The following is a 25,360-nucleotide window of genomic DNA, read 5'->3' as shown; positions in this document are numbered from 1 at the left end:
TGCGCCCCGGGGTCCGTTCCTTCCTACAATGGGCGCCCTGACGTGTGAACTCCCGCCCCGCCCCCGCGGCCAGCACGTCCCCCTCACGTTCGGCCCCGTCCCCACAGGAGTCCCTGGTGGTCCTTCCCCACCGCACACTGCGCGAGCGCTACGAACTGCACTCCGAGGTCGGGCGGGGAGGCATGGGCCGCGTGTGGCGAGCACACGACAACGGGCTCAACCGCCCCGTGGCGGTGAAGGAGATCCTCCTGGGGCCGGGCCTGGACGAGGAGGAGCGGGCCCGGGTGACCGCCCGCGCGCGCCGCGAGGCCCAGGCCACCGCCATGGGCCAGCACCCCAACATCGTGACCGTGTTCGACATCGTCGAGGACGACGGCCGACCGTGGATCGTCATGGAGCTCCTGGACGGCGACTCCCTGCTGCGCCTGGTGCGCGAGCGGGGCCCGGTCCCCCCGGAGCGGGCTGCCGCCTGGGCGCTGGGCCTGCTCGACGCGTTGGAGACCGCCCACGGTCAGGGCATCACCCACCGCGACGTCAAACCCGAGAACGTCATGGTCACCGCCTCCGGCCGGGTGGTGCTCACCGACTTCGGGATCGCCACCATCGTGGACACCGCCTCCGTCACCCAGACCTCCGGGGTGATGGGCTCCGCCGCCTACGTGGCCCCCGAACGGCTCGACTCCCAGCCCGCCACCCCCGCCAGCGACCTGTGGTCACTCGGAGCCACCCTGTACCACGCGGTCACGGGGGTGTCGCCGTTCCTGCGCGAGGGCGTCCCGGCGACCCTGCACGCCGTCCTCACCTCGGACCCGGCCGAGTCCCTGCCCGGACCGCTGGGCGAGGCGATCCGGGGGTTGCTGGTCAAGGACCCCGCCCACCGTCTGGACGGTCCCGGCTGCCGGGCGCTGCTGAGCGCCGCCGCCCGGGGCGAGAGCGGCACCTCGACCCTGACCGTGGCCCACCTTCCCCCGCCCGCCCCCGGCATGAACGAGGCCTCCGGCCCGCTGGGAGCGACCGGCCTCGTGGGCGGGACCGCTGCCCTCGCGCCGACCACCCCCGCACCAGCACCAGCACCAGCGGACCCCGCGCCCCGGAGCGCCCGGCGCCTGACCTGGCCCGTGGTGGTGCTCACCCTGGGCCTGGCCGCCCTGCTGATCGCCGCCTCCCTGGTGGTGGTCGACCGCTGGGCCGGGAGTGGCCGGGCGGACGCCGACCCCCGGGTACCCGGGGCCAGCGCCACGGTGGAGGAGCCGGGTTCGCACCCCTCCGCCGAGGGCATGACCTGGACCGAGGACCCCGACGGGTTCGCCCTGCTGGTCCCCGACGGCTGGGTGCGGCGCGCGAACGGCGCCAGCGTGTACTACGACTCCACCACCTCCAACGCCTACCTCCAGATCGACCGCACCCCCCACTCGGTCGACGACGAGTACGAGCACGTGCTGGAGCAGGAGGCCGACTCCGTCGCGGAGAACCGGCTGCCCGGTTACGAGCGGATCAGGGTGGAGGACGTCACCTCCGAGACCTCCTTCGTCTCGGCCGCCGACTGGGAGTTCAGCTGGGACCGGGGCGAGGGCGCCTGGCGCCTGCTGGCCCGCAACATCAACGCCGCCGAGGGCGAGTACTACACGTTGGCCTGGACCTCCGGCGAGGCCTTCTGGGACGAGGACGCGCCACTGCGCGAGCAGGCGATCTCCTCCTTCGACCCGTTCTGACTCCGGTGGTGCACCGGCCCCGGTACGCTCGACCCGTTCCGACGCGAGTACAAGGGAGGTAGCGGGGGTGTCCCACACCTGGACCGCGATCGACTTCGAGACCGCCAACCAGGACCGCGGCAGCGTGTGCGCCGTGGGCCTGGTCCGGGTGAGTGAGGGGCGGGTGGTCGACCGGTTCACCAGCCTCATCCGGCCGCCGGAACCGGTGTCGTTCTTCTCCCGGCACAACACCGCGGTCCACGGCATCACCGCCGCCGACGTCGCCCACGCCCCCACCTGGGAGAAGGTGCGCGACCAGGTGGTCGAGTTCGCCCAGGGCGGCGCGCTGGTGGCGCACAACGCCCCCTTCGACATGGGGGCGCTGCGCCAGGCCTGCGCCCACACCGGGCTGGCGCTGCCCGCCTTCGACTACGCCTGCACCCTGGCGCTGTCCCGGCGCACCTGGGACCTGCCCGACCACCGCCTGCCCACGGTGTCCGCGCACGTGGGCCACACCATCACCCGGCACCACCGGGCCGACGCCGACGCCGAGGCGGCCGCGCACATCATGATCGCGGCCATGCGGCGCCACGGCACCGGCACGCTGTCCGAGCTCAGCCGGGTCAGCGGGCTGCGTCTGGGCCGTCTGGAGGCCTTCGCGGCGGCACCGGTCCCGATGGCGGTCCCCACCGTGGTGGACGCGCCCGCCCGCGAGGACCGGTTCGGTCGGTGGCAGCGGGCCGCGCAGACCCCGCTCCCCGAACCCTCCCCCGACGCCGACCCGGCCGGTCCCCTCCACGGCCGCACGGTGTGCGTCTCCGGGGACCTGCGCTCCATGGACAAGCCCGAGGTGTGGAAGCGCCGCGGAGGCCGGGGGCCAGCCCGCCAAGAACGTGACCAAGAAGACCGACGTCCTGGTGGTGGCCGACAGCGACCACGGCGGCAAGACGTCCAAGCACAGGCAGGCCGAGGCCTACATCGCCAAGGGCCAGAGCATCGACATCATCACCGAGCCCGAACTCATGGTCCGCCTCGGGGTCACCGCCCCGTGAACCCTCCGGAGGGCTCCTCGCGGTCGAAGGAGACGAACCGGACCCGACCTGGCGGCCCCGCGCGCCCGCCGGACACGGGGATGACGACCTGACCGGGACGTCGCGCCCGCGATCTGGGACAATTCCTGTGCGAATCCCCGTGCGCCCCGTTCCACGACGTGCGGCGCACCGGGGGCGTCCCATTGGAAGGAACATCCCGTGACCACCGCAAGCAGCCCCACACCGCCCTCCGAGCTCCTGGAGTCGGCCCGGCGCGACCACGCCGCCCTGGTCGAGCGTGGACTCTCCCTGAACCTGACCCGGGGCAAGCCGTCCGCCCGCCAGCTGGACCTGTCCGCGGAACTGCTCGAACTGCCCCGCGGCCGTTACACCGCCGCCGACGGTACCGACTGCCGCAACTACGCGGGCGCGCCCCAGGGCCTCCTCGAACTGCGGGAGATCTTCGCGGACCTCCTCCAGGTCCCGGTCGAGCAGCTGATCGCGGGGGGCAACGCCAGCCTGGAGCTCATGCACGACAGCCTGGCCAACGCCTTCCTGGGCACGGTGCCCGGCGGGACCGGTCGCTGGGCGGACGCCGAGCGGATCGCGTTCCTGTGCCCGGTCCCCGGCTACGACCGGCACTTCGCCCTGTGCGAGCGCTTCGGCATCGAGATGATCCCCGTCCCGATGACCGACCAGGGACCCGACATGGACGTGGTCGAGCGCCTGGTGAGCGCCGACGCCGACATCAAGGGCATCTGGTGTGTGCCCAAGTACAGCAACCCCGACGGTGTCTCCTACTCCGACGAGGTCGTGCGGCGTCTGGCCGCCATGCCCACCGCCGCCCCGGACTTCCGGATCTTCTGGGACAACGCCTACGCGGTGCACCACCTCACCGACGAGGAGGTGGAGATCGCCGACGTCCTCGCCGCCTGCGCCGAGAGCGGCAACCCCGACCGCGTCCTGGTCTTCGGGTCCACCTCCAAGGTCACCTTCGCCGGTGCCGGGGTCGCGTTCCTGGGTTCCTCCCCCGCCAACGTGAGCTGGTTCCAGGGGCTCGCCGGCAAGCGGACCATCGGCCCGGACAAGGTCAACCAGCTCCGGCATGCCATGTTCCTGGGCGACGCCGACGGCGTGCGCGCCCACATGCGCCGCCACCGCGAGCTGCTGGAGCCCAAGTTCGAGACGGTGGAGCGCGTCCTCACCAAGAGCCTCGGCGGCACCGGTCTGGCGACCTGGTCCACCCCCAAGGGCGGTTACTTCGTGCGCCTGGACGTCCTGGACGGCTGCGCGCGCGAGGTCGTGCGCCGGGCGGCCGAGGCCGGGATCGCGCTCACCCCCGCCGGGGCCACCCACCCCTACGGTGACGACCCGCAGGACCGCACCATCCGCATCGCGCCCTCCTTCCCGGAGCTGGACGCGCTGGAGGAGGCCATCGAGGGTCTGGCCGTGTGCGTGCGCCTGGTCGGCGCCGAGAAGCTGGTCGCTGAGCAGGGCTGATCCCGCGGCGGTCACGGAGACCGCGAGGCGCCCCCGTCCGGGTTCGGTCGGGGGCGCCTCGCGTGCGAGGGGTCAGGGGGTGACGTCGACGTTGGTCAGCCCCCGGGTCGCGTTCGTGACGGTGTTGGAGGCGTGCACCACGTTGGGCTCGTCCGCGCAGTCGGACTGGCTCCACAGGGCGATCGCGAAGCCGCCGACCCCGCCCAGGTCGGAGTGGTTGTCACGGAACACGTTGCCGCAGCCCGCACCGTCGACCTGCTGCGTGCTGGTGTAGCCGTGCGCGAACACTCCGGGCCGCTCGAAGGTGCCGGTGTTGTGCTCGAACAGGTAGCCGTTGCCCTTGACGTCCACCCAGCTGTCCGCGAAGTTCTGGCCGGAGAGGCCGCGACCGTCGAAGGTGTTCCCGGAGACCAGGCCGTCGCGGGTGCCCTCCTTGACGTCGAGGTGCTCGCCCCGGACGTCGGGGCCGAAGTGGTTGCCGGTGACCTCGGTGCGGTCGCTGCGGTCGACCCCGTCGTCTCCCCCGTGGCAGCCCCAGTTGCTGTGGGCCGAACCCAGGTAGACCCCCTCACCGAAGCCCGGCTGGACCCGGCCGGTGTCGGAGACGCGGGAGTCGCGGACGGACCCATCCGAGCTGGAACCACGGAAGTGCACGCCCTCGTCGTCGATGCCCCGCACCTCCAGGTCGCTCAGGTGGACGTGGTCGGAGCGGTCGATCACGATCCCCTTCTTGGAGTCGGTGACGGTGATGCCCCGGACGTTCCAGTGGTCGGCCTCGTAGAGCCACAGGCCGTAGCCGCTGCTGTGGGTGTCGGGGGCGGGGCAGCCGCTGCCGGAGACGGGTTCGTCGTTGACCAGGACGGCGTCGGAGGGGCCGGTCAGGGTGATGGGGGCACCGCTGGTCCCGGAGATGGTGGCGACGAAGGAGCCGACGTACTCTCCGCTGTCCAGGGTGATGGTCTGGCCCGGCTGGGCGCCGGCGAGGGCCTCCTCCAAGGCGGGTCCGTCCGAGACCCGGACGTCGGCCGGGGCGGGACCGGCGTACGCGGGGAGCGCCGGGGCCGTCAGGGCGACCGCTCCGGCGGCGGCCAGGCAGAGGGACAGGCGGGTGCGGGGGGTGGGCACGGGGCAGACCTCCGTGTCGAGGGGCGGGGGACCTCACCGTGGGTGAGGGTGTGACCACCGACCCTAGGGCGGGTCCGTTGAGCCTTCAAGGGGGGCGCCGCCGCCCCGCGCCCTCAGGAACCGAGGAACCGCAGGACCGCCAGGACCCGGCGGCTGTACTCGGGGGTGTGCGCCAGCTCCAGCTTGTCGAAGATGGAGTTGATGTGCTTCTCCACCGCGCTCAGCGACACGAACAGCCGCTGCGCGACGGCGGTGTTGCTCAGCCCCTGCGCCATGTTCTCCAGGACGTCGCGTTCCCTCGGGGTCAGCCGGGCGAGCGGGTCGGTCCGCGTGGTCCGGGCCAGCAGCTGGCGGACCACCTCCGGGTCGAACGCGGCTCCCCCGGCGGCCACCCGGTCCAGGGCGTCCAGGAACTCGCCCACCTGCGCCACCCGGTCCTTGAGCAGGTATCCGACGCGTTCGGGGACCCCGGTGAGCAGCTCGGCGGCGTAGCGCTGCTCCACGTACTGCGAGAGCACCAGGACCGCCGTCCCGGGGTGCTCCGCGCGGATGCGCAGCGCCGCCCGAAGCCCCTCGTCGGTGTGGGTGGGCGGCATGCGCACGTCCACCACCGCGGCGTCCGGGCGGTGTTCGGAGACGGCCTCCAGCAGTCCCTCGCCGTCCTCGGCCGCCGCCAGGACCTCGTGTCCCTCCTCCTCCAACAGCCGGATCAGGCCCTCCCGGAGCAGGACCGAGTCGTCGGCGATCACCAGGCGCATGAGGGCTCCGTGTCCGTGGAAAGGGAAGAAGGAGGTCGGTCCAGCGGCAGCGCCGCGCGCACGGTCGTGGGGCCGCCCGGCGGGCTGTGCACCTCCAGTGTGCCGTCCAGTGCCCGGACCCGACGGGCCAGCCCGGTCAGACCGTCGCCCCCGGGGTCGGCGCCGCCCCGGCCGTCGTCGGACACGGTCAGCCACACCCGGGAGTCGCGTACGCCGAGGTCGACGATCACCCCGTCGGCCCGCGCGTGCTTGGCGGCGTTGGTCATGGCCTCGCGGGCCACGAAGTACACGGCGGTGGCCAGTTCCTGCGGGAGGGGCGCGGGCAGGTCGCAGCGGACCGTCACCGGGAGCGGGCCGCGCTCGGCCGCCTCGGTCAGGGCCGCCTCCAGCCCCAGGGTGTCCAGGGCCGTCGGGTAGATCCGCCAGGCGACCTCGCGCAGCTCGTCCAGCAGCACCCGTGACTCGGTGTGGGCCTGCCGCACCAGGTCGGCGGCGTGCGCGGGATCGCTGCGGCGCTGGGCCCGGCCCAACAGCATGGCCAGGGCGACCACCCGCTGCTGGACACCGTCGTGCAGGTCGCGTTCGATCCGGCGCCTCTCCTGGTCCACCGCCCGCACGATCCCGGACCGGGTCCGGGTGAGCTCCTCGATACGCCGCCGCATCAGGTCCTCCTCGGTGGGCCCGAGCAGCGTGCGTGCCAGCCAGCGGTCGACCTCGGCCAGGACGGGGACCAGCCACCATGTGACCACCAGGACCGCGAGGGCGGCGGTCAGTCCGAGGGAGATGCTGGAGACGTCCACCCCCACACCGGGCCAGTCCGCGTTCACGTGGGTCGCGGTGCCCGTGACGGCCTGGATCACCACACCGACGACCAGGATCGGGACCAGCGCGGCGACGGAGAGCAGCAGGTACAGGGAGGCCAGGTGCACGGGCAGGCGCAACAGCAGGTGGACCGCCCGGGTGGGGCCGCCCGCCCGCAGCGTGACGGTGGTACCCATCCAGCGGGAGAGCCGTGCCAGGTCCAGCTCGCACAGCCGCGTCGCCCACTCCTCGATCCGCCTCCCCGCGGCTGGCCGCACCGGGACGGCCAGCAGGACCCCCGCCGAGGCCAGCATCCACACCAGGGTCAGCGCACTCACCCGGACGCCCGCCACCAGCCCCACGAACTCACGCCCGCGTCTGCCCGCGCGCGCGGACACCCGCCGCAGTCCCACTCCCACGTCCCCTCCTCAGGCGTCCCGCCGCTGGAGGACCAGCGCCCCGACGGCCAACGCGGCCGCGACCCAGAACATGAGTACCACCAGTCCACCGGTCCAGGAGAGCGAGCGTTCCAGCCCGATGACGTGCGCGTTGTCGAGGAGGGCGATCCCTGCGGTCAGGGGAAGCCGCAGGGAGAGCTCCGATACCCACGGGTTCGGTGAGAAGAGCGTGATGACCGGCAGGCCCAGGACCAGCAGGAACATCGCCGTCAGTGCGGCCGCCGCCGAACGCAGGGCCGTGCCCGCGCCCAGCCCCATCAGTGAGAGGAGCGTCAGGAAGACCGCGCAGCGGAGCACGTCCGCGACGGCCTCCGAGGGGACCAGGGTCCCGTGCCCTCCCATCAGGGGGTGCGCCATCACCAGGTGGGCGGTGAGCGTCCCCACGACCGCGAGTCCCAGGGAGGCCGTGAAGGTCGCCACCGCCACGACGATCGCCTTAGCGGTGAACCACCGCCACCGGGAGGGCACGGCCTGGAGTGAGAGCCGGACCGATCCGTGGGCGTACTCGGACGTGACGAAGGTCAGCGCGGTGCCGACCAGCACGAACTGGACCGCCCAGACGGCGCCGTACAGCGCCATCTCCGACGCGGGCACGCTCCCCCGATCCATACCGGAGGTCGTGTTGACCGCCCCGGCGGCCGACACCAGCACCATCAGGACCAAGGCGGCGGCCAGCCCCCACCAGGTGGAGCGCACCGAACGGAACCGGACCCACTCGGCGGCGACCGCACCCGCCAACGGTCGCGCGCGACGGGTCACGTGCGGCTCCCGTCGAGGGAGCGGTACTGGACGCTGTCCGCGGTGAGCTCGCGGTAGGCCTGCTCCAGCGTGGCGTCACGGTTGCTGAGCTCGTGCAGGGCCACCCCCGACCGGTGGGCCAGCTCGCCCACCCGCTCGATCCGGGCCCCGGTGATCACGAGCTCGTTGGCGGAGGGCCGTTCGACCCGGGCTCCGTCGGTCTCCAACACGCTGACCAGGTCCTCGGGGTGCGGTGCGCGCACCCTCACCGCGGTCCAGGCGCTGTTGCCCAGAACCTCCGCCAAGGGGGCGTCGGTGATCAGCCGTCCGCGCCCGATCACCACGAGGTGGTCGGCGGTCAGCTGCATCTCGCTCATCAGGTGGCTGGAGACGAACACGGTGCGCCCCTCGTCGGCCAGTGAACGCGTGAGGTCGCGGATCCACCGCACCCCGTCGGGGTCCAGGCCGTTCACCGGCTCGTCCAGGAGGAGCAGTTCGGGATCACCGAGCAGCGCGGCGGCGATCCCCAGGCGCTGGCTCATCCCCAGGGAGAACCCTCCCGCGCGGCGGCGGGCCGCCTCGGCCAGCCCCACGGTGTCGAGCACCTCGTCCACCCGTCGCTTCGGGATGCCGTGGCTCCGGGCGAGGGCCAGCAGGTGCGCGCGGGCGCCACGGCCCGGGTGGACCGCCGCGGCGTCCAGGACCGCGCCCACGGTGTGCAGGGGCCACCGCAGTTCCCGGTAGGGGCGCCCGTTGACCAGCGCCTCCCCCGAGGTGGGACGGTCCAGGCCCAGGACCATCCTCAGGGTGGTGCTCTTGCCCGCGCCGTTCGGCCCGAGAAAGCCGGTGACGCGGCCGGGACGCACCGTGAGGTCCAGGCCGTCGACGGCCAGGGTCCCCCCGTAGCGTTTGGTCAGTCCCCGCAGGGCGATCATGGCGGTCCCGTCGTGTGGTCGGAGGTGTCGGCTCCACGCTAGGAACCGCAGCCCCGGCCGGACCATGGGGCGGACCGCCGAGACGGGGTGCGGTTGACCGCAGGGTGGTGTTCCACGGTTCTGTCGGTCCCGTCGAGGACAATGCGGGGTATGAGTGAACAGCGGCACCACGCCATCGACTACGTGGAACTCCCGGTCACCGATCTGGGGGAGGCCAAGCGGTTCTACACCGAGGCCTTCGGGTGGCGGTTCAACGACTACGGGGGCGCCTACGCGGGTATCCGCTCGCCCGACGGCACCTCCGAGGTGGGCGGGCTCAACCCGGGCGGCGAGGTACGCGGCGGCGGACCCCTCGTCCTGCTCTACTCCGAGGACCTGGACCGCACGGTGGAGGCCGTGGAACGCGCGGGCGGCCGCGTCCTCCAGGGCCCCTACGCGTTCCCCGGTGGGCGGCGCTTCCACTTCGCCGACCCCAGCGGGAACGAGCTGGGGGTGTTCGCGGACTCCTGACCGGGCACGGGTGTGCCCCGCCCCCGCGTGCGCGGGAACGGGGCACACCGACGGGACGCTACTGCTTGGGGAAACGCAGCGTGGCTCCGGCGTCCGAGTCCGGGGTCTCGCGGTCGGTGCGGGTGTCGACGCTCTGTGCGGGCACGGGTAGCTCGGTGAAACCGGCGTCGGACATCACCGCCGCGCGCAGCATGAGCGCGCTGGCCGGTGCCCGGAACCCGGCGTTCGGGTCGTCCAGGCCCTTCGGTGAGGTGTCCACCAGGACCGGCGAGTGGTACGACCCCCACAGCTGGGGCTCGTTCTCCCGGTCGGCGCCCAGCAGAAGCGTCTCCACCCGGGCCTCCGACAGCATCGGCAGGATGGAGGTCGTGCCCTTGACCGCCTGGTCGTGGGCGAGCTTGCGCTGGTAGTCGGAGTAGACCCGGGTCCGCTCCTCGTGGATGAGTTCGCGCAGGCACTCCTCCGCGTTCTCGTGCAGGCGCTCCTCGGCGTCGGTGCCGCCGCGCCCGCCCGGGACCACCTTGATCGGGATGGTGAGCTGACGGGGGCCCAGGTTGTCGCGCAGGTAGGCGATGGCCTCGTCGTCGCCACCGGCGATGATCACGGCCGCGTCCACCTTGCGTACGGCCTCGCGGACGAGGTCCGCCACCTGGGCCGCGTTGCCCCGCCACCGGTCCTGAGCGGTGCCGGTGTCGGCGCGGCGCCCCCCGGCGTCACCGCGTTGACCGGGGAAGATGCGGCTCGCCCCGTCGATGTTCTGCATGTTCTCACCCTCGTTGGCGAGCTCCATGACGGGGCCGCGCGTGGGGTGGCTGGGGTAGGCGAACACCTTGGCGTTGACCCGGTCCAGGGCCACGAGGACGTAGGGGAGGCGGCGACCGCGGTCGATCGCCAGGGGGAGCGCGTCGGGGACGGGCAGGAACGAGGCCCGGTCCTGCGAGGGCGGCACGGCGAGGGTGTGCGCCCCCAGAAGCCTGCCCTCGGAGGCGTAGAGCGCCTGTCCGTGGTCACCGAAGGCGCGGGAGTTGCCCTCCCCCACGGCCTCCTCCAGAACGTCGAGGGTGGCCGCGTCGGTGCCGAGCGCCTCCAGTTCCTCGCGCAGGTGCCGCCAGCGCAGTTCGATCTTCTTGTCGGCGTCCGTGGTGTCACGGCTGGTGTCCAGGTGCACCGAGGCCACCGGGCCGTCGCTTTCGTACAGAGGTCGCAGAAAACCAAGGTCCATAGAGTCTGCGGGGCGTGTGTACCCCGCCCCGCCCACCTCCTTCTCGGGGTCGGCCTGCGGGCCATCATGTGGGGCCATGGTGCGGGTTGGAAGGGCGCCGCGTCGATCCAGACACGGATGTTGCCCGAAGATTTCCAGGTTTTTCCCGATCCTCCCGTTCCGGGGGTCAGACTTTCCGGAAGCCGGACCCGGGCTCGCCCTGCGGTTCGGCGTCGGCCAGGGCGCGGTCGACCCTCCCCGGGGGCAGGACCACGACGGAGACCAGGGAAAGGGCCAGACCGATCAGCCCCGCCGTGACGAAGGGGGCCGCCAGCGCCCACTCACGACCCCAGGGACCCTCCAGCAAGGAGACCAGGGCCCCGCCCAGGCCCATGCCCACGGACAGCAGGCCCCAGGAGACGGTGCGGTGGGCGCTGAAGACCCGGGACCGCATGCCGTCGGGTGTCAGCCTCTGGATGAGGGAGATCAGGGTGATGTTCCACCAGGTGATGACGAACCCGGTGAGGAAGTAGCAGACCACGAAGGCCGACACGTCGCGGAGCAGCCCCACCGCCAGCGCGGTCGCGCCCAGGACCGCCAGGACCACGGCGATGGAGACGGAGGGGTGGATCCGACCCGAGAAGGAGGGGATGACGAGCGCGCCCGTGACCGCCCCGGCGGCGGTGACGGTCATCAGCAGACCGTAGCCCTGTGGGCCCACGCCCAGCACGTCCTGGGCGAAGAGCACCAGCACGGCCCCGTTCATCGCCGCCGCCAGGTTGGACGCCCCCGAGACCAGGGCGAGCGGCCGCAGGACCGGGTGCCGCCACAGCCACACCAGACCCTCGCGCAGCATCGCTCCGATCGAGGGCCGCTCATGCGGGGTCTCCCCCGCCGGGCGGAAGTCACCGCGCAGGCCGACCAGGCAGACCACCGCGAGCAGGACCAGAACGGCCTGGACGCCGAAGGCCCAGGCGGTGGACACCGCCAGCAGCGCCCCCGCCAGCGGCGCGCCCAGGAACTTGTTGAGCACGTGTTCCACGGCCTGGAGGAGCCCGTTGGCCCGCTCCAGCTGGGGGCGTGTCACCACCGAGGGCACCACCGACTGCGCGGTGTTGTCGAAGAACACCTCGCACGCGCCCACCAACAGCGCGATCAGGACCAACACGGGAATCGACCCGACTCCCAGGGCCACGACGGCGGTCAGGAGCACCAGCAGGACCGCCTTGACGGCCCCCGCGCCCACCATGAGGCGGCGCCGGTCCATCCGGTCCCCCACCACCCCGGCGACCAGGGCCAGGAACAGCCACGGCAGGCGGGTGGCCGCGCCCACCAACGCGACCAGGAAGGCGTCGTCGGTGAGCGTGGTGGCGTACCAGGGCAGCGCCACCACCGCGATCCCGTCGCCCATGTTGCCCAACCCCACCGCCCCCAGGAGTCGGTGGAACCGTCCGCCCAACGGTGCGCGGCGGCCGTCTTCGTCCGGAGGTGTGTGCTGGACGTTCTGGGACATGCGACCTTCCGAAGGGGGTGGGGGTCTCGGACTGGCACCGTAGAGGGTGGCAGGCGGTGGTGACAGACGGTTCTCCCGCCAGCAGAGGGACGCCTCGCCCGCACCTGACCGGAGGTGAACGGGAACGGTCGGGTCCGGGCGGGGCCCGCGTCCCTAACGTCGGTGGTGAAAGAGGGAGGCACACGTGCTGGACCGGTTGAACGAGGCGCTCGAACGGGTCGAGAGGGACCCCGGCGAACCCGTGGACGTGGCCGCCATGGCGCGGACCGCGCTCACTTCCGAGCACCACTTCCGGCGGATGTTCTCGGCGCTGTCCGGGATGCCGCTGTCGGAGTACGTGCGTCGGCGCCGCCTCACCCTGGCCGGAGCGGAGGTGATCGAGGGCCGGGACACCCTGCTCGACATCGCGGTCCGCTACGGCTACGGGTCCGCCGAGGCCTTCGGGCGGGCGTTCCGCGCGATGCACGGGATCGGCCCGGGCGAGGCCCGCCGCACGGGCGCGGCGCTCAACTCCCAGTCACGGCTGGCCTTCCACCTCACCATCGAAGGGAACACCACCATGCGCTACCGCATCGTCGACAAGGGCGCCTTCCGCCTGGTCGGCCCCGGAACCCGGTTTCCGCTCGTCCACGAGGGCGCCAACCAGCCCATGACCGACTTCGTCCTGGGTCTCGGGGACGACGTGTACGAGCGGTTGGCGGAGCTGTCCGACCAGGAACCGCGCGGCGGCGTCTCGGTCACCCTCACCCACGACCCCGACCGGCGTGAGGGCAGCGACGTCGACTACTACGTGGCCGCCGCGACCTCGGCGGCCGGAACCCCGGAGGGGATGCGGGCCCTGGACGTGCCCGAGGGCACCTGGGTCGTCCTCCTCTTCGAGGGGCTCGCCTTCCCGGAGGCGATCCAGCGCCTGTGGGTGTACGCCGCCGCCGAGTGGTTCCCGTCCAACCCCGCCTACCGTTACCGGCACGGCCCCGAACTGCTGAGCGTGGAGTACGACGGTGACCTCGCCTCGGGCGAACTGTGGCTCCCCGTCGAGCGGACCTCCGTGTGAACCGGGGCCCGCTCGACGGCGCGGTCAGCGGTCGCGGGGACGGGTCCGCGCCTGCTCCAGGAAGCGGCGCAGGACCTCGTTGAACCGCCTCGGGCGTTCCAGGTTCGGCAGGTGGCCGGCGCCCTCGATGATCTCCACGACCGAGTCCGCGATGCGGACGTGCATGAGCTCGGCGCCCCCGGGCGGGGTGAAGCCGTCGTGCTGGCCCACCATCAGCAGGGTGGGCGCCGAGATGTGCCGGAGAAGGAGGGTGTGGTCGGGGCGTTCGGCGCGGCCCAGCTGCGCGGCGGCCGCGCCCTCGGGCGGGGCGGCGTACATCATGGCGCGCACGTGGTCAGCGACCGCGGGCTGGTCCCGCACGTTCTCGGCGGTCATCATGCCGACCAGCATCTCGTCGGCGTAGCCGCGCATGCCCTCCTCACGCAGGCGGGCCGCCATCGCCCTGCGCTTGGCCTTGCCCGTCTCGGTCTCGGGCAGCGGGTTGGTCGCGGCCAGGGCCAACGCGTCCACGCGGTCGGGGAAGAGCCGGTACAGCTCCAGGGCGACCTGCCCGCCCATGGACAGCCCGACGACGTTGACCACGTCCAGTCCCAGGTGGTCCAGGAGGGCCGCGAGGTCGCGGGCGAGGGTGTCCAACGAGGTCACCCCGGGCACCACGGTGCTGCGTCCGTAACCGCGCAGGTCGGGGACGATCGTCCGGTATCCGCGCCCGGCCAGCGCTCTGACCTGGGGTTCCCACATGGTCTTGTCGAAGGGGTGACCGTGGACGAACAGGACGGGGCATCCTGCGCCGCGGTCGTCGTAACTGACGCTGATCCCGCGCACGGACGCGAGACGCGGGCCTTCGCTGTTCGCGGTGTCCGTCGTCTGGTGTGTCACAACAAACGATGCTATTCACGGACGCAAGGGGATGAACAGGGGGCGTGGGAAAAGCGGTCGGGCCGCAGGTGGTCCCTCGTCACCTACGGCCCGAACACCGTGACCCGCCGTCCTCGGGCACGGTGCGACGCGGCGGAACGGGTTCCGCCGCACCTGTGCCGGAGCCTCGGGGGCTCCGGCACAGGTGGAGACGCGCTTCCGAGCGGTGGGGTTCGCTCGGACCGCCGGACGGGGCGGGCGGATCTCCCGGGGGCCGCCCGCCGGGGTCAGACGGAGGCGTCGGCGGGTCGAATCCGCCCGCCGCGCGCGGTCACCACCGCCGCGAACAGGTAGGGGACGGCGAACAACGCGAAGGTCAGAGCGTGCCCCGCCACCAGGAACACCCCGGCGTACAGCAGGTAGGACGCCCCGGTCACCGTCTCCGTCCCGGCCTGGGCCAGGGAGGTGACCGTGGCCCGGCTGGTGCCGGTGATGCTGTCCTGGAGTCGGGCGTCGGCCACCACGTTCGCCATCTGGCACACGCCGAATCCGCAGCCGAGCAGGATCCACCCCGGGGTGCTCCCCAGCAGGGCGCCGGTGGCGATGGCCACGGCCGCCAGGGCCAGGAGCACGCCGACCACGCGCGGTGACAGGCGCGACGCCGGGCCCGCGAGCAGGCCGCCGCCGGTGACGCAGATCCAGACGACGAGGACCACCAGGGGCACGTCCTCGGTGGCGACCCCGGCGGAGGAGGCCAGCAGGGGCAGGTACTCGTCGAGCATCCCCCAGAACGCGGTGACGATCACGACCAGGAGGATCGCGGTGCGCACGGAGCGGCTGCCCCTGGCCTCCGCCAGACCGAGCCGCATGGTCTCCAGGTAGCCGAGCTCGGGTTCGGTCTGGCCCGAAGCCTCGTCCTCGGCCCTCCTTGACCGAGGGGGACGACTCTCGGGCAGGGCCAGGCCGGTCAGCGCGCACAGCGCGCAGGCAGCCAGACTGGCCGTTCCGATCATCGCGTAGCCGCCGTGCGCCATGACCGGCACGGCCAGCAGGGTCGCGGTTCCCACCGCCGCGACGCCCAGGGCCCGGGTCACGCCCATGACCGGCGCGTACCGGTCGGCGGCGCCCCGGTGGCCGAGCTCGGTGTGGACCAGCGCCTCCAAAGCGCCGGAGGCCAGTGCGCTGGCCGCGCCCCACAGGACGAAACCCAGCGCGAAGGACGCGTAGGACGGCAGGAGCAGCCAGCAGGCGAACCCGGCACCGGTCAGCAGTGGTGCCAGGGCGAGCAGGTGGTGGCGGGGCACGAGGTCCGCCCAGGCGCCGGTGGGGATCGCCAGGAGCACGCTGGTCAGGGACCACAGGACGAAGAGCGAACTGACCTGGACGACGGACAGCCCGGTCTCGGTGAAGAGCAGGGTGTAGAGGGGGTAGAGGAGGACGAACTCCTCAAGGAAGGCGTACGTGTAGAGCGGCCAGGTCAGCCTGGACAGACGCGTGTCGGGCACACGCGTGGACCGGTTGGTCATGGAGGTCTTTCGGTCGAACGGACTCGGGCACCGGGGGTGGTGATCCACCGGTGGTGCCCGGGGTCTCGTCTCGGACCGGCCTCGGCCGCGGCCTGGGAACTAGTGTCGTCGCTTCACGCCCCCCAGTGTAGGAGACCGCCCCTCGGCGTCAGCGCGGTTCCCGCAGCGCCGGGTGCGGGCCCAGCCTCGGCACGGGTGGCAGGGCCCGGCGGTCGGGTGCGGCCTCGAACGCCTGGATCAGGTAGGCGGCGAGCCTCTGGGAGGCGGCCACGGCGTCCTCTTCGGAGTCGGCGCTGAGGCCGCTGTTGGCCATGATCACCAGGGTGAGGTCGTCGCGGACGAAGTCGGGGCGCAGCTTCCCCGCGGCCTTGGCGCGGCGCGCGAGTTCGGCGAAGGTGTTCTCCGCCCTGATCCGTTCCTCGTCGAAGATCTCCCCGCCGACGAAGGCCGCGCGGAAGACCGCGTTGAAGCCCCGGTCGATGACCTGCATGGCGCACAGGTCCTCGACGAACGCGCGGAACCCGCGCCAGGGGTCGGGGTCGGCTGCGGCCTCGTCCAGGCGCTCCAGACAGGTGTCGAGCTTTCCCCGGAACACCTCGTTGACCAGGCTGTCCCTGTCGGGGAAGTGCCGGTAGAGCGTGGCGATGCCGAGCCCGGCACGGCGCGCGATCCGGGTCATCGACACCTCGATCCCGCTCTCCAGGAAAGCCGCCTGGGCGGCGTCGAGGATGCGGCGGCGGTTGTGCAGCGCGTCCGACCGCGGCTTCCGAGAGGGTTCGTTCGGCATGCCTCTCACTTTAGCCTCAAACGGAGTGACCCCTCCGTTTTGGTGGTTGCCTGGGGCGAGGGCGGGGCGTTCGGTCCCCTGCCCCTGGAACGCGACGGACGGAGAAGACCGTGGTGGAGATGCGTGCGGCCCGGTACGACGGGTACGGAGCCCCCGATGTGCTCTATGAGGGCCGCGTCCCCCGCCCCGTGGCGGGCCCCGACGAGATCCTGGTGCGGGTACACGCCAGCAGCGTGAACGGTGGGGAACTGATGGTGCGCTCCGGGAGGCTGGCCCTGCTGACCGGGAGGCGGTTCCCCAGGGGCATCGGCACCGACTTCGCGGGGGAGGTCGTGGAGGCGGGGGCGCGGGTGAGGGAGCCCGCCGTGGGCGACCGGGTGTGGGGGTTCCAGGGCCGAGCCGGAGGCAGCGCCACCTCCGAGTACGTGGCCGTGCGCCCCAGTCAGGTCTCCCTCGGTCCCCTCGGGCTCGACGCGGTCGAGGCGGTCTCGCTGCTGGCGGGCGGCACCACCGGGATCACCGCGCTGCGGGACAGGGCAGGGGTCGGACCGGGTGAACGCGTCCTCGTGCGCGGCGCCAGCGGTGGGGTGGGCAGCGTGGTCGTCCAGCTCGCCAGGGCCATGGGGGCGCACGTCACCGCGCTGGCCGGGGGGCGCAACCTCGACTTCGTTCGCGGCCTCGGGGCGCACGAGGCGTACGACTACGCCACCACCGGCCCCGCCGAACTGTCCCTGTTGGAGGGCTTCGACGTGATCATCGACATCGTCGCCACCGACCTGCCCGCCTACCACCGACTCCTGACCCCGGCGGGGCGCCTGGTGGCCGTGTCCGTCGGGTCGGTCTCCTCGGCGCTGCGCCTGGCGGGCGCGGCACTGCTGCGCTCCCGCAGGACCGTGTTCTTCAGCGGCAACCCGAGAACGGCGCTGTTCCGGGACCTGGCCGGGTACGTGGAACGCGGAGAGGTGCGCCCGGTCGTCGACACGGTGCACGAACTGGCTGACATCTCCGAGGCCCACCGCGCCCTGGAGACCGGCGGGGTGCGGGGCAAACACGTCATCAGTCTGGGCTGAACCGGGGTGGGGGGTGCGGCTCGGCGCGTGCGGGGTGCCGTCACGGAAGGTGATATCGAGGGCGCCGTGGCCACCCCCGGCGGGGGTACGTGTTCGAAGCCCCGCGTGGAATCGGAGGCGCTCAGCGGCGCCGACCCGCGTTCCGGATCCGCAACGCGGCTCACCGCCGTGCTTAAGGGGGGTGGGAAGGGGACAGTGGCGAACGTAGCATCCCAGAGCCGACGAAACACCCTGGTGGCGACCCTCAGTAACCTTGCCGTCACCGAAACGGAGGTAATGTTCACCGCGTAGGGGTTGGGTCGTACCTCTTTCCATGGCCGGATGGACCACGGTTGCTCCCGTCCCGGGTACTCCGGGGCGGTCCGCCGCTCGAACCCAGGAGACCGTAGATGCCAGGTACACCCACATCCCCCACATCCCCCTCCCCCACGCTCGCCGCGACACGGCGGCAGGCGTTGGTCGGCGGGGCCGTCACACTGGGCGCCGCCGCACTCGGCACCTCTCTCGGCTCCCCCTCAGCGCTCGCGGCCACCGCGGCCCCACGGAACCCGACCATCTCCGACCCCTTCACCCTGGGCGTCGCCTCCGGTGACCCCCTGCACAACGGGGTCGTGCTGTGGACCCGGCTCGCCCCCGACCCCCTGGCAGAGGACGGTCTGGGCGGGATGCCGAACAGCGCGGTCGAGGTGGAGTGGCAGGTCTCGCACGACGAGAACTTCGGGACCCTCGCCGCCTCCGGAAGCGTCGAGACCCGCCCCGAGCAGGCCCACTCGGTTCACGTGGAACTGGAGCGCCTGCGGCCCAAGGCCGACTACTTCTACCGCTTCCGGGTCGGCAACGAGATCAGCCCCGTCGGCCGCACCCGCACTGCGCCGGTCCCGGGTACCCGCCTGAACCAGTTCAACTTCGCGTTCGCCAGCTGCCAGAGCTACACCCACGGCCACTTCACCGCCCAGTCGCACCTGGCGGAGGAGGACCTGGACCTGGTCGCCTTCCTCGGCGACTACATCTACGAGACCCCCGACCAGGGCAGTATCGGCCGCGGCCACTTCCCCGAGGTGGAGGTCCGCTCCCTGGCCGAGTACCGGCTGCGGCACGCCCAGTACAAGACCGACAGCGGCCTTCAGGCCGCCCACGCCGCGTTCCCGTGGGCGGTGGTCTTCGACGACCACGAGCTGGAGAACAACTGGGCCGACGACACCTCCTACGAGGAGGACATCCCGCCGGAGGAGTTCCTGCTCCGGCGCGAACACGCGCTCAAGGCCTACTACGAGCACATGCCGCTGCGCGCCGCCCAGCGCCCGGCCGGGCCCGACCTGCACCTGTACCGCAGGCTGACCTTCGGCAACCTCGTCGACCTGCACCTGCTCGACACCCGCCAGTACCGCGACGTGCAGGTGGCGGACTCCGAGCGCGACGACCCCGACCGCACCCTGCTCGGCGCCGACCAGCGCCGGTGGCTGTCCCGGGGGCTGTCGTCCTCCAAGACCAGGTGGAACGTGCTGGCGCAGCAGGTGTTCTTCTCCCAGCGGGACTTCACCGAGGGCGATGCGAGCACCTTCAGTGACGACGCCTGGGACAACTACCAGGTCGAGCGGGACAGCGTCCGGGACGAGATCGCCGGGGTGTCCAACCCGGTCGTGCTCACCGGTGACGTGCACGCCAACTACGTCGTGGACGTCAAGGCCGACTTCGACGACCCGAGATCGAGGACGGTGGCCACCGAACTGGTGGGGACGTCCTTCACGAGCGGCCGGGACGGCGCGGAACAGAACCCGGGCGACGCGGTCCAGCTGGCCGAGAACCCGCACATCAAGTTCATCAACCGCCACCGGGGCTACGTACGCAACACGGTCACGCCCACGGAGTGGACCGCCGACTACCGGGTGGTGGACTACGTGAGCAGGCCGGGCTCGCCCATCCGCGACCGGGCGCGGTTCGTCATCCAGAACGGCCGTCCCGGGGCCCGGCCGCTGGCCTAGACGAGGTGGACCCCCGCCTGGCATCCGCGCCCGTGCGGTGCCGGGCGGCTACTCCTCGGGGCTGAGCCAGAGGGCCTCGGCGGCGACCAGCCCCAGGGCCTGTTCCCGCACCTCGTCGCCCTTCTCCGGGCAGACGGAGAGCTGGATGGAACCGGCGAAGGGCAGCCGCTCCACGACCTCCACGCGCATGCCGATGCCGATGTCGATGTCGGCCAGGTAGCGCAGGAGTTCGGGATCGGTGTCGTTGACCCGGACGATCACACCGGTCGTACCGGCCTCGGCCTCGGAGAGCAGCACGGACTCGCGCTCGACGATGGTGCCCTCGCGGGTGGGGATGGGGTCGCCGTGCGGGTCCACCACCGGGTTGCCCAGGTGGGCGGCGATGCGGTCGACGAACTTGTCCGAGACCACGTGTTCGAGGATCTCGGCCTCGTCGTGCACCTCGTCCCACGAGTAGCCCAGCTCGGCCACCAGGTAGGTCTCCAGCAGCCGGTGGCGGCGCAGGACCGCCAGCGCCGCCTTGGTGCCGGTCTCGGTGAGGCTGACGTTGCCGTACCGCTGGTGCTCCACGAAGCCCAGTTCGTTGAGCTTGCGGAGCATTCCGGACACCGACGAGTTGGACACCGACAGCCGCTCGGCCATCCCGGAGATCGTCACCGGCCCGGTTCCGCGCTCCTGGAGGTCGTAGATGACCTTCACGTAGTCCTCGGCCGAAGTAGACGGTCGCGCCGGTGTGTTCCCCATGCCCGTAACCGTATCGCGGACCTCCCCCTGACCACGATTTCCGCACCGTTCCTGTGGACGAACCCCCGTCACAGTTCCGGCGGTGCCGCGGGGTCGCTCAGGCGTTGCAGCCGGGGGTGCGCGGGGCACCGGTGGGGCGGCCGCGGGAGACGATCCGCGTGCCCGCGAGCCCGATCTCGCGGACCTGGGTCGAGCCGCACACGCAGCGCGACCACACGGTCATCCCCGCGCCGGTCCGATGCTGGGAGAGCACCGCGAAGGGCTGGTCGTCCGGCCATCCGCAGTGGGGGCAGACACTGGTCATCGAGCACCTCTTGTTCGGTGTGGTCTTCCTGCGATCCAGCATCACGCCCCAGAACCCTCGCGGTCCAGGTTGAGTTTCTGGATGGCACTGTGAAGAATTGCCTACATGATTGATCTTCGTCGGCTACGGATCCTCCGGGCCGTGGCCCACCACGGAACGGTGACCGCCGCCGCCGAGGCGCTGCACTTCACGCCTTCGGCGGCCTCACAGCAGATCCGCCAGCTCGCCAAGGAGCTGGAGGTGCCGCTGTTGGAACCCCTGGGCCGCGGTGTGCGGCTGACACCGGCCGCACGGAGTCTGTTGGAGCACGCGGACGCGATCCAGGCCCGCTGGGAGCGGGCGGAGATCGAGATGCGCGGGTTGGAGGCGGAACCGGCCGGGCCGCTGCGGGTGGCGGGTTTCCCCGTCGTGTTGACCCGCCTGCTGGCGCCCATGGCCGCCGCTCTGCGCACAGCGTACCCGCGCCTGGACGTACGGATCCTGGAATCGGAGCCAGGTGACAGTCTCGACCTTCTCTTCCGGGGTGACATCGACCTCTCCGTCGTGGAGGCCGCCCCCGGCACACCCGGGCTGGACGACACCCGCTTCGACCAGGCGTTCCTGTTCGAGGACCCCTTCGACCTCCTGGTCGCCAGCGGACACCGCCTCGCCGGACGGGCGAGCGTGCCGCTGATCGAGACCGCCCGGGAGGCGTGGGTGCTGCCGAGGCCGGGCACGACCTGCCACGCGCACGCCGTCACCGCCTGCGGGGCGGTCGGGTTCACCCCGCAGGGCCGTCACGAGGCGTTGGAGTGGAGTTCCGTGGCGGCGCTGGTCGCCCACGACCTGGGGGTGGCGCTCATCCCGAGGTCGGCGGAGCTGTCCCCCGAGTTGCCGGTCACCCGCCTGCGCCTGGAGGGTTCTCCGGCCCCGGCCCGTTCACTGCTCACCTTCACCCGTGCCGGAGCCCGGGAGCGCCCCTCGGTCGCCGCCGCCGTCACCGAACTGGAGCGCCTGGTCCCCCACATGATGGCCTGACACCTGCGACGCGGGCGTGCCCGGTGGTGGCAGGTTCGCCACGCTCCCCACCGGCTGCCCGCGTAGGGTGCCCACCATGAGCCGCCTCCCCACGCCCTCCCCCTACGACGAGGAGGGGATGTCCGAGCGCTACACCGCCCACCGGCACGCGGGTGCGTCGAGCCCCAACACGGTGATGGAGGAACCCGCCCTCCTGTCCGCGCTGGGCGGCGTGTCCGGTCGGGAGGTGCTCGACCTGGGCTGCGGCGACGCCGACCTGGGGCGGATCCTCCTGGGCGCCGAGTGCCGGAGCTACCTCGGGGTGGACTCCTCCGAGGCAATGACCGCACGCGCCCGGTCCACACTGGAAGGCACCACCGGTCGCGTCGTGCGCGCCGACGTCGCGGACTTCGCCGCCCGTCTGCGCTCCGTGGACCTGGTCGTGTCCCGGATGGCCCTGCACCACCTCGTCGCACTCCCCCAGGTTCTCTCCCGCGCGCGTACCTGGCTGCGCACTGGCGGACGCATCGTGTTCACCGTCCCCCACCCGGTGCTGACCTGCCACGACGCCTCCCATGGCTCGCCCGGTCCGCGCGGGGACCGGGTCGTGGACCGCTACTTCGAGCCCGGTCCGCGCGAGCGTGCCTGGATGGGTACCCGTGTGGTCTGGCAGCACCGCACCGTGGAGGACTACGTCACCGCCCTGATCGGGGCGGGGTTCGGGCTGACGGCGCTGCGCGAGTGCGCGCCGGACCGGGAACGGTTCGGCGGTGACGTGGACGAGTACAGGCGCCGCCTCCGGGTCCCGCTGTTCCTGCTCCTCTCCGGCGTTCCGTCCGGGGAACCCTCCTGACCTCGAAGAACCGCGCGTCGTCCCGCGTTCCCCGGCCAGGCCGATACGTGTCCCAAGTGACCACCAAAAAAGGGCCCTGACCAGCGGCGCGAGCACGGATACATCCGTGTTCGGTCCGGTATTGCCCCCGTGGACCGTGGATTGGACGTACCAACTTCCGAAAAGCCGACCCATGGCGAAGGACTCCCCTTGACACTGGGACGCGGCGGTGCGGGAAGGGAGATCATGAGGGACATTCGGGTTCGGTACGTGTTGGCCTTCGACTCCTCGTGTGACAGGTGCGCGGACATTTCCACCACGGTGGAGTCCGTGTCGGGCGGCAGGTTGGAGACGCTCCCGCTCACCCACCCCGAGGTGCGCGAGTGGCGGGTCCGGCAGTGGGGCCCCAACGCCCCCTGGGTCCCGACCCTGGTCCGGCACCGGGGCGCCGAGGTCCGGTGCTGGAGCGGGGTCTCCATGGTGCGGCCGCTCCTGCGGGGTCTGGGCGCGCAGGCCGCCCTGCGCGTGGTCGAGGCACTGGGCGAGCTCAGCCGCCAACGCCGCCGGGCCCCCTGGGAACGGCCCCGGGTCCCCTCCTCCGGAACCTCGGTACGGCCGCGACTCCAGAGGCTGCACGCCGGGTGGGTCGTCGTCATGACCCTGGCCCTGGCGGGCCGTACCCCCGCCCTTGCCCGCTCCGACCACGGTCTGGCACGCGAGTGGGTGGAGGCCAACCGCGACCGCCTGCCCAGGGACTACGACGAGTTCACCGCGCACCCCCTCATCCGCCGCCGCCTCGTCTTCGCCGAACTCCCTCCCCGCGCCCGCCGCGACCTGTGGCTGGAGCACCTGCGGCGCTACGAGCGCTCCCACCCCCACCTCAGCCCGGCGCAACGGGAGGTGGTGCACCTGGCCCGCCGCACCCTGTCCGACGCGCTGGTGTTCCGGGACGGCCTCGACGCGGTCCGGGAACGCGAGCTGCGCGGGCTGGCCGTCTCCGCGTTCGGCACGGAGGAGGCCCACGCGCTGCTGGCGACCCTGGGCCCCGACGAACCGGACCCGCACGGAGGGACCACCAGGAAGAAGGAGCGCTGCGGCGCCTGGGTGCCCTGTCTGTCCAAGGGCTGCGCAGAGGTCCCCTTCACCTGCGGCACCGCCTGGATGTACACGCGCGACGGTATGCGCGCCCGGGCCGAACCGGCCGGTTAGCGGCGGTGCTCAGGCCTCAGCGGCCAGGTGGCGCGACGGGCACGGCCTCACCGACCTGAACCGGGCGCAGATGGTCGATGACCCGGTCCGCGATCGGGTACGGGCGCTCCTGTGGCAACAGCGCGGCGGCCGTGTCCAGCTCGCCCCGGCTCACCAGAGCGTGCACCTCGTGGGCCAGCGGTGTGACGTCGGTGATCGAGACCGTCCACTCGTCCGCGTAGCGACGGGAGGCCTCGCCGGACAGGCCCAGCTGGAGGGAACGGTGCCCGAGCGGGTTCAGGCGCAGATCCCGCTCGGGGTCCCACTGCACACGGGCAGGGGCCGCGCGCAGCTCCCTCTTCCAGGCGTCCCGGTCAGCGTGTACGCCCGACTTGAAGTGCGACAGGGCAGAGCGGCACAGCGCCCACTCGAACCCCTCGCGGGCGATCTCCACCGCCAGCACCGTCTCCTGGTTCGCCTTCCGCCCCCACCCGCACCGGTACATCATCCAGAGGAACGACGGTTTGACCCAGGTCATCCGGTCGCGCTTCCACGACGCCGGGAAGCGGCCCTCGCGCGCGGCGGGGACCCCGATCGCGGGGGCGTAGGCCTGGTAGACGGTGACCGTCGTGTCGGTGTACCTGGCCCTGATCTGGAACGAGGGAATGCTCATGGGAGACCAGGGTGGCGCTGACCAGCGGGCGGAGCAACCGGTTTTCCGCTGGCCAGCGCGGTGGGCCTCATCCGAGCAGCTTGAGCATCTCCTGGGCCAGCGGGGCGGAGGACGCGGGGTTCTGTCCGGTGACCAGGGTGCGGTCCACCACGACCTTGGGGGCCCAGGGGTCGCCCTCCTGGAAGTCCACCCCCGCCTCCACCAGGCGGTCCTGGAGCAGCCACGCCGCGCGGTCGGCCAGCCCGGCCTGTTCCTCCTCGGCATTGGTGAACGCGCTGACCTGGTACCCGGCGAACGGATTCGTGCCATCCGGCCGCTCGGCGGCCAGCAGGGCGGCGGGGGCGTGGCAGACCACGCCGAGGAGCTTGCCCGTGTCGAGCGCGGTGGTGAGGAGGTCGCCGGAGACGGTGTCCACCGCCAGGTCCTCCATGGGCCCGTGACCGCCGGGGAGGTACACGGCGTCGTAGTCGCCGAGGTCGACCTCCTCCAGGCTGAGCGGAGAGTGGAGTTCGGTGAAGGAGTCCAGGACGGCGGAGATCCGGTCGGCGTTCTCCTGACCGCCGTTGACGTCCGCCTCCAGGCTGCCCCGGTCCACGGGCGGCACGACCCCGCCGGGGGTGGCGACGACGATCTCGTGTCCAGCGTCCCTGAACGCCTCGTAGGGGGCGACGGCCTCCTCAGCCCAGAAGCCGGTGGGGTGCCGTGTGCCGTCCGCCAGGGTCCAGTGGTCGGCGCCGGTCATCAGGAACAGGATCGTGGACATGCTGGATCACTCCGCAGGTGACTTCCGTGGGCCTGGATGTGCCGCTGACATTAGTTGCCTGGACAACCATGTTCCAACGGAACACCCTGTGTTCCCCCGTTTCCGAGTCGCATCGCCAGCAGGATCGTCCTCGCCTTGGGCCATGATGATTGGAAGCACTTACGCGTGCCCAGTTAGTCCTTTCGAAAGCGTGGTGTCGGAATTGTCGGCCTTCCGAGAAGTTGGAAAAAGGGCCCCTTGTCATTGGTAAGTTCGCAGGTGAAAAAGTATGCTCCCCGCGCACGCAGGGATGGTCCCGTGGCCACGTGCTCCACCGAGCCGA

Annotated in this window: 23 protein-coding genes and 1 pseudogene; 10 read left to right on the top strand and 14 right to left on the bottom strand. The window is 72.1% G+C overall.

The window, feature by feature from the left end:
• Nucleotides 1-116: 116 nt before the first annotated feature.
• From AC0VYL_RS13925 to AC0VYL_RS13915, 3 genes and pseudogenes are all read left to right on the top strand, one after another.
• Nucleotides 117-1,712: a serine/threonine-protein kinase gene (locus AC0VYL_RS13925; RefSeq protein ID WP_475483418.1), complete on the top strand. Its 1,596-nt coding sequence runs from the start codon at nucleotides 117-119 to the stop codon at nucleotides 1,710-1,712.
• 67 nt (nucleotides 1,713-1,779) lie between these two features.
• Nucleotides 1,780-2,743 (top strand): annotated as a pseudogene (locus tag AC0VYL_RS13920) (exonuclease domain-containing protein).
• A 198-nt stretch (nucleotides 2,744-2,941) separates the two neighbouring features.
• Nucleotides 2,942-4,222 (top strand): aspartate aminotransferase type Ic, encoded by a 1,281-nt coding sequence (locus AC0VYL_RS13915; protein WP_475453044.1) that lies wholly within the window; start codon nucleotides 2,942-2,944, stop codon nucleotides 4,220-4,222.
• A 72-nt stretch (nucleotides 4,223-4,294) separates the two neighbouring features.
• On the opposite strand, the gene AC0VYL_RS13910 is transcribed toward AC0VYL_RS13915, so the two are convergent.
• The 5 genes from AC0VYL_RS13910 to AC0VYL_RS13890 form a co-directional block, all read right to left on the bottom strand.
• Entirely contained in the window at nucleotides 4,295-5,347 is a 1,053-nt protein-coding gene (locus AC0VYL_RS13910) for a right-handed parallel beta-helix repeat-containing protein (RefSeq protein ID WP_475483417.1), read from the bottom strand.
• Nucleotides 5,348-5,460: 113 nt separating this feature from the next.
• Entirely contained in the window at nucleotides 5,461-6,105 is a 645-nt protein-coding gene (locus AC0VYL_RS13905; RefSeq protein WP_475453040.1) for a response regulator, read from the bottom strand.
• Nucleotides 6,093-7,325 carry a sensor histidine kinase gene (locus tag AC0VYL_RS13900; protein WP_475483416.1) on the bottom strand — a complete coding sequence of 411 codons (1,233 nt, stop codon included), beginning with the start codon at nucleotides 7,323-7,325 and terminating at the stop codon, nucleotides 6,093-6,095. The genes AC0VYL_RS13905 and AC0VYL_RS13900 overlap by 13 nt, the downstream gene beginning before the upstream one ends.
• 9 nt (nucleotides 7,326-7,334) lie before the next feature.
• On the bottom strand, nucleotides 7,335-8,123 hold the full coding sequence (locus AC0VYL_RS13895; RefSeq protein ID WP_475453036.1) for an ABC transporter permease: 789 nt from the start codon (nucleotides 8,121-8,123) through the stop codon (nucleotides 7,335-7,337).
• Entirely contained in the window at nucleotides 8,120-9,037 is a 918-nt protein-coding gene (locus tag AC0VYL_RS13890) for an ATP-binding cassette domain-containing protein (RefSeq protein WP_475483415.1), read from the bottom strand. Before AC0VYL_RS13890 ends, AC0VYL_RS13895 begins: the two co-directional genes overlap by 4 nt.
• A gap of 150 nt (nucleotides 9,038-9,187) precedes the next feature.
• Between AC0VYL_RS13890 and AC0VYL_RS13885 the strand changes: the two genes are divergently transcribed.
• Nucleotides 9,188-9,547, top strand: a complete 360-nt coding sequence (locus AC0VYL_RS13885; RefSeq protein WP_475453032.1) for a VOC family protein — start codon at nucleotides 9,188-9,190, stop codon at nucleotides 9,545-9,547.
• A gap of 58 nt (nucleotides 9,548-9,605) precedes the next feature.
• Here AC0VYL_RS13885 and AC0VYL_RS13880 read toward each other — a convergent pair whose 3' ends face one another.
• Nucleotides 9,606-10,769, bottom strand: a complete 1,164-nt coding sequence (locus AC0VYL_RS13880; RefSeq protein ID WP_475453030.1) for a baeRF2 domain-containing protein — start codon at nucleotides 10,767-10,769, stop codon at nucleotides 9,606-9,608.
• A 166-nt stretch (nucleotides 10,770-10,935) separates the two neighbouring features.
• Nucleotides 10,936-12,261: an MFS transporter gene (locus tag AC0VYL_RS13875; protein ID WP_475483414.1), complete on the bottom strand. Its 1,326-nt coding sequence runs from the start codon at nucleotides 12,259-12,261 to the stop codon at nucleotides 10,936-10,938.
• A gap of 184 nt (nucleotides 12,262-12,445) precedes the next feature.
• Between AC0VYL_RS13875 and AC0VYL_RS13870 the strand changes: the two genes are divergently transcribed.
• Nucleotides 12,446-13,315 (top strand): AraC family transcriptional regulator, encoded by an 870-nt coding sequence (locus AC0VYL_RS13870; RefSeq protein WP_475483413.1) that lies wholly within the window; start codon nucleotides 12,446-12,448, stop codon nucleotides 13,313-13,315.
• Nucleotides 13,316-13,339: 24 nt separating this feature from the next.
• Here AC0VYL_RS13870 and AC0VYL_RS13865 read toward each other — a convergent pair whose 3' ends face one another.
• The 3 genes from AC0VYL_RS13865 to AC0VYL_RS13855 all read right to left on the bottom strand — a co-directional run bounded on the left by AC0VYL_RS13865 (nucleotide 13,340) and on the right by AC0VYL_RS13855 (nucleotide 16,486).
• On the bottom strand, nucleotides 13,340-14,194 hold the full coding sequence (locus AC0VYL_RS13865) for an alpha/beta fold hydrolase (protein WP_475453024.1): 855 nt from the start codon (nucleotides 14,192-14,194) through the stop codon (nucleotides 13,340-13,342).
• A gap of 266 nt (nucleotides 14,195-14,460) precedes the next feature.
• On the bottom strand, nucleotides 14,461-15,699 hold the full coding sequence (locus AC0VYL_RS13860) for an MFS transporter (protein ID WP_475483412.1): 1,239 nt from the start codon (nucleotides 15,697-15,699) through the stop codon (nucleotides 14,461-14,463).
• Nucleotides 15,700-15,847: 148 nt separating this feature from the next.
• The gene (locus AC0VYL_RS13855) at nucleotides 15,848-16,486 is read right to left on the bottom strand and encodes a TetR/AcrR family transcriptional regulator (protein WP_475483411.1); all 639 of its coding nucleotides are present in this window, start codon (nucleotides 16,484-16,486) and stop codon (nucleotides 15,848-15,850) included.
• A gap of 119 nt (nucleotides 16,487-16,605) precedes the next feature.
• On the opposite strand from AC0VYL_RS13855, the gene AC0VYL_RS13850 reads away from it, so the two are divergent.
• Together AC0VYL_RS13850 and AC0VYL_RS13845 are read left to right on the top strand one after the other, a co-directional pair.
• Nucleotides 16,606-17,556: an NAD(P)-dependent alcohol dehydrogenase gene (locus AC0VYL_RS13850; RefSeq protein WP_475483511.1), complete on the top strand. Its 951-nt coding sequence runs from the start codon at nucleotides 16,606-16,608 to the stop codon at nucleotides 17,554-17,556.
• A 389-nt stretch (nucleotides 17,557-17,945) separates the two neighbouring features.
• The gene (locus AC0VYL_RS13845) at nucleotides 17,946-19,538 is read left to right on the top strand and encodes an alkaline phosphatase D family protein (protein WP_475483410.1); all 1,593 of its coding nucleotides are present in this window, start codon (nucleotides 17,946-17,948) and stop codon (nucleotides 19,536-19,538) included.
• A 48-nt stretch (nucleotides 19,539-19,586) separates the two neighbouring features.
• Here the strand turns inward: AC0VYL_RS13845 and AC0VYL_RS13840 are convergent, their stop codons facing one another.
• Together AC0VYL_RS13840 and AC0VYL_RS13835 are read right to left on the bottom strand one after the other, a co-directional pair.
• Nucleotides 19,587-20,282 (bottom strand): metal-dependent transcriptional regulator, encoded by a 696-nt coding sequence (locus AC0VYL_RS13840; protein ID WP_475483409.1) that lies wholly within the window; start codon nucleotides 20,280-20,282, stop codon nucleotides 19,587-19,589.
• 97 nt (nucleotides 20,283-20,379) lie between these two features.
• Nucleotides 20,380-20,586, bottom strand: coding sequence for a hypothetical protein (locus AC0VYL_RS13835; protein WP_475453014.1), 207 nt, complete (start codon nucleotides 20,584-20,586; stop codon nucleotides 20,380-20,382).
• A 105-nt stretch (nucleotides 20,587-20,691) separates the two neighbouring features.
• On the opposite strand from AC0VYL_RS13835, the gene AC0VYL_RS13830 reads away from it, so the two are divergent.
• The 3 genes from AC0VYL_RS13830 to AC0VYL_RS13820 all read left to right on the top strand — a co-directional run bounded on the left by AC0VYL_RS13830 (nucleotide 20,692) and on the right by AC0VYL_RS13820 (nucleotide 23,623).
• Nucleotides 20,692-21,603 carry a LysR family transcriptional regulator gene (locus AC0VYL_RS13830; RefSeq protein WP_475483408.1) on the top strand — a complete coding sequence of 304 codons (912 nt, stop codon included), beginning with the start codon at nucleotides 20,692-20,694 and terminating at the stop codon, nucleotides 21,601-21,603.
• 76 nt (nucleotides 21,604-21,679) lie between these two features.
• Nucleotides 21,680-22,435, top strand: a complete 756-nt coding sequence (locus tag AC0VYL_RS13825; RefSeq protein ID WP_475483407.1) for a class I SAM-dependent methyltransferase — start codon at nucleotides 21,680-21,682, stop codon at nucleotides 22,433-22,435.
• Nucleotides 22,436-22,660: 225 nt separating this feature from the next.
• Complete coding sequence (locus AC0VYL_RS13820) at nucleotides 22,661-23,623, top strand: bacteriocin fulvocin C-related protein (RefSeq protein WP_475453008.1); 963 nt, start codon at nucleotides 22,661-22,663, stop codon at nucleotides 23,621-23,623.
• 16 nt (nucleotides 23,624-23,639) lie between these two features.
• On the opposite strand, the gene AC0VYL_RS13815 is transcribed toward AC0VYL_RS13820, so the two are convergent.
• Both AC0VYL_RS13815 and AC0VYL_RS13810 read right to left on the bottom strand, forming a co-directional pair.
• Nucleotides 23,640-24,275, bottom strand: coding sequence for a DUF4291 domain-containing protein (locus AC0VYL_RS13815; RefSeq protein WP_475483406.1), 636 nt, complete (start codon nucleotides 24,273-24,275; stop codon nucleotides 23,640-23,642).
• 67 nt (nucleotides 24,276-24,342) lie between these two features.
• Nucleotides 24,343-25,038 (bottom strand): type 1 glutamine amidotransferase domain-containing protein, encoded by a 696-nt coding sequence (locus tag AC0VYL_RS13810; RefSeq protein ID WP_475483405.1) that lies wholly within the window; start codon nucleotides 25,036-25,038, stop codon nucleotides 24,343-24,345.
• Between the last annotated feature and the right edge of the window lie 322 nt (nucleotides 25,039-25,360).

Source organism: Nocardiopsis sp. iso_238 (assembly GCF_056173325.1).
This window is presented reverse-complemented; position numbering and strand designations above follow the sequence as displayed.

Excerpts from the sequence above, each read along its gene's own strand:
- AC0VYL_RS13820 (WP_475453008.1), top strand. The coding sequence starts at position 22,661 with ATGAGGGACATTCGGGTTCGGTACGTGTTGGCCTTCGACTCCTCGTGT.
- AC0VYL_RS13840 (WP_475483409.1), bottom strand. The coding sequence starts at position 20,282 with ATGGGGAACACACCGGCGCGACCGTCTACTTCGGCCGAGGACTACGTG.
- AC0VYL_RS13860 (WP_475483412.1), bottom strand. The coding sequence starts at position 15,699 with ATGACCAACCGGTCCACGCGTGTGCCCGACACGCGTCTGTCCAGGCTG.
- AC0VYL_RS13885 (WP_475453032.1), top strand. The coding sequence starts at position 9,188 with ATGAGTGAACAGCGGCACCACGCCATCGACTACGTGGAACTCCCGGTC.
- AC0VYL_RS13815 (WP_475483406.1), bottom strand. The coding sequence starts at position 24,275 with ATGAGCATTCCCTCGTTCCAGATCAGGGCCAGGTACACCGACACGACG.
- AC0VYL_RS13830 (WP_475483408.1), top strand. The coding sequence starts at position 20,692 with ATGATTGATCTTCGTCGGCTACGGATCCTCCGGGCCGTGGCCCACCAC.
- AC0VYL_RS13880 (WP_475453030.1), bottom strand. The coding sequence starts at position 10,769 with ATGGACCTTGGTTTTCTGCGACCTCTGTACGAAAGCGACGGCCCGGTG.
- AC0VYL_RS13845 (WP_475483410.1), top strand. The coding sequence starts at position 17,946 with ATGCCAGGTACACCCACATCCCCCACATCCCCCTCCCCCACGCTCGCC.
- AC0VYL_RS13850 (WP_475483511.1), top strand. The coding sequence starts at position 16,606 with ATGCGTGCGGCCCGGTACGACGGGTACGGAGCCCCCGATGTGCTCTAT.
- AC0VYL_RS13890 (WP_475483415.1), bottom strand. The coding sequence starts at position 9,037 with ATGATCGCCCTGCGGGGACTGACCAAACGCTACGGGGGGACCCTGGCC.
- AC0VYL_RS13835 (WP_475453014.1), bottom strand. The coding sequence starts at position 20,586 with ATGACCAGTGTCTGCCCCCACTGCGGATGGCCGGACGACCAGCCCTTC.
- AC0VYL_RS13905 (WP_475453040.1), bottom strand. The coding sequence starts at position 6,105 with ATGCGCCTGGTGATCGCCGACGACTCGGTCCTGCTCCGGGAGGGCCTG.
- AC0VYL_RS13825 (WP_475483407.1), top strand. The coding sequence starts at position 21,680 with ATGAGCCGCCTCCCCACGCCCTCCCCCTACGACGAGGAGGGGATGTCC.
- AC0VYL_RS13855 (WP_475483411.1), bottom strand. The coding sequence starts at position 16,486 with ATGCCGAACGAACCCTCTCGGAAGCCGCGGTCGGACGCGCTGCACAAC.
- AC0VYL_RS13810 (WP_475483405.1), bottom strand. The coding sequence starts at position 25,038 with ATGTCCACGATCCTGTTCCTGATGACCGGCGCCGACCACTGGACCCTG.
- AC0VYL_RS13875 (WP_475483414.1), bottom strand. The coding sequence starts at position 12,261 with ATGTCCCAGAACGTCCAGCACACACCTCCGGACGAAGACGGCCGCCGC.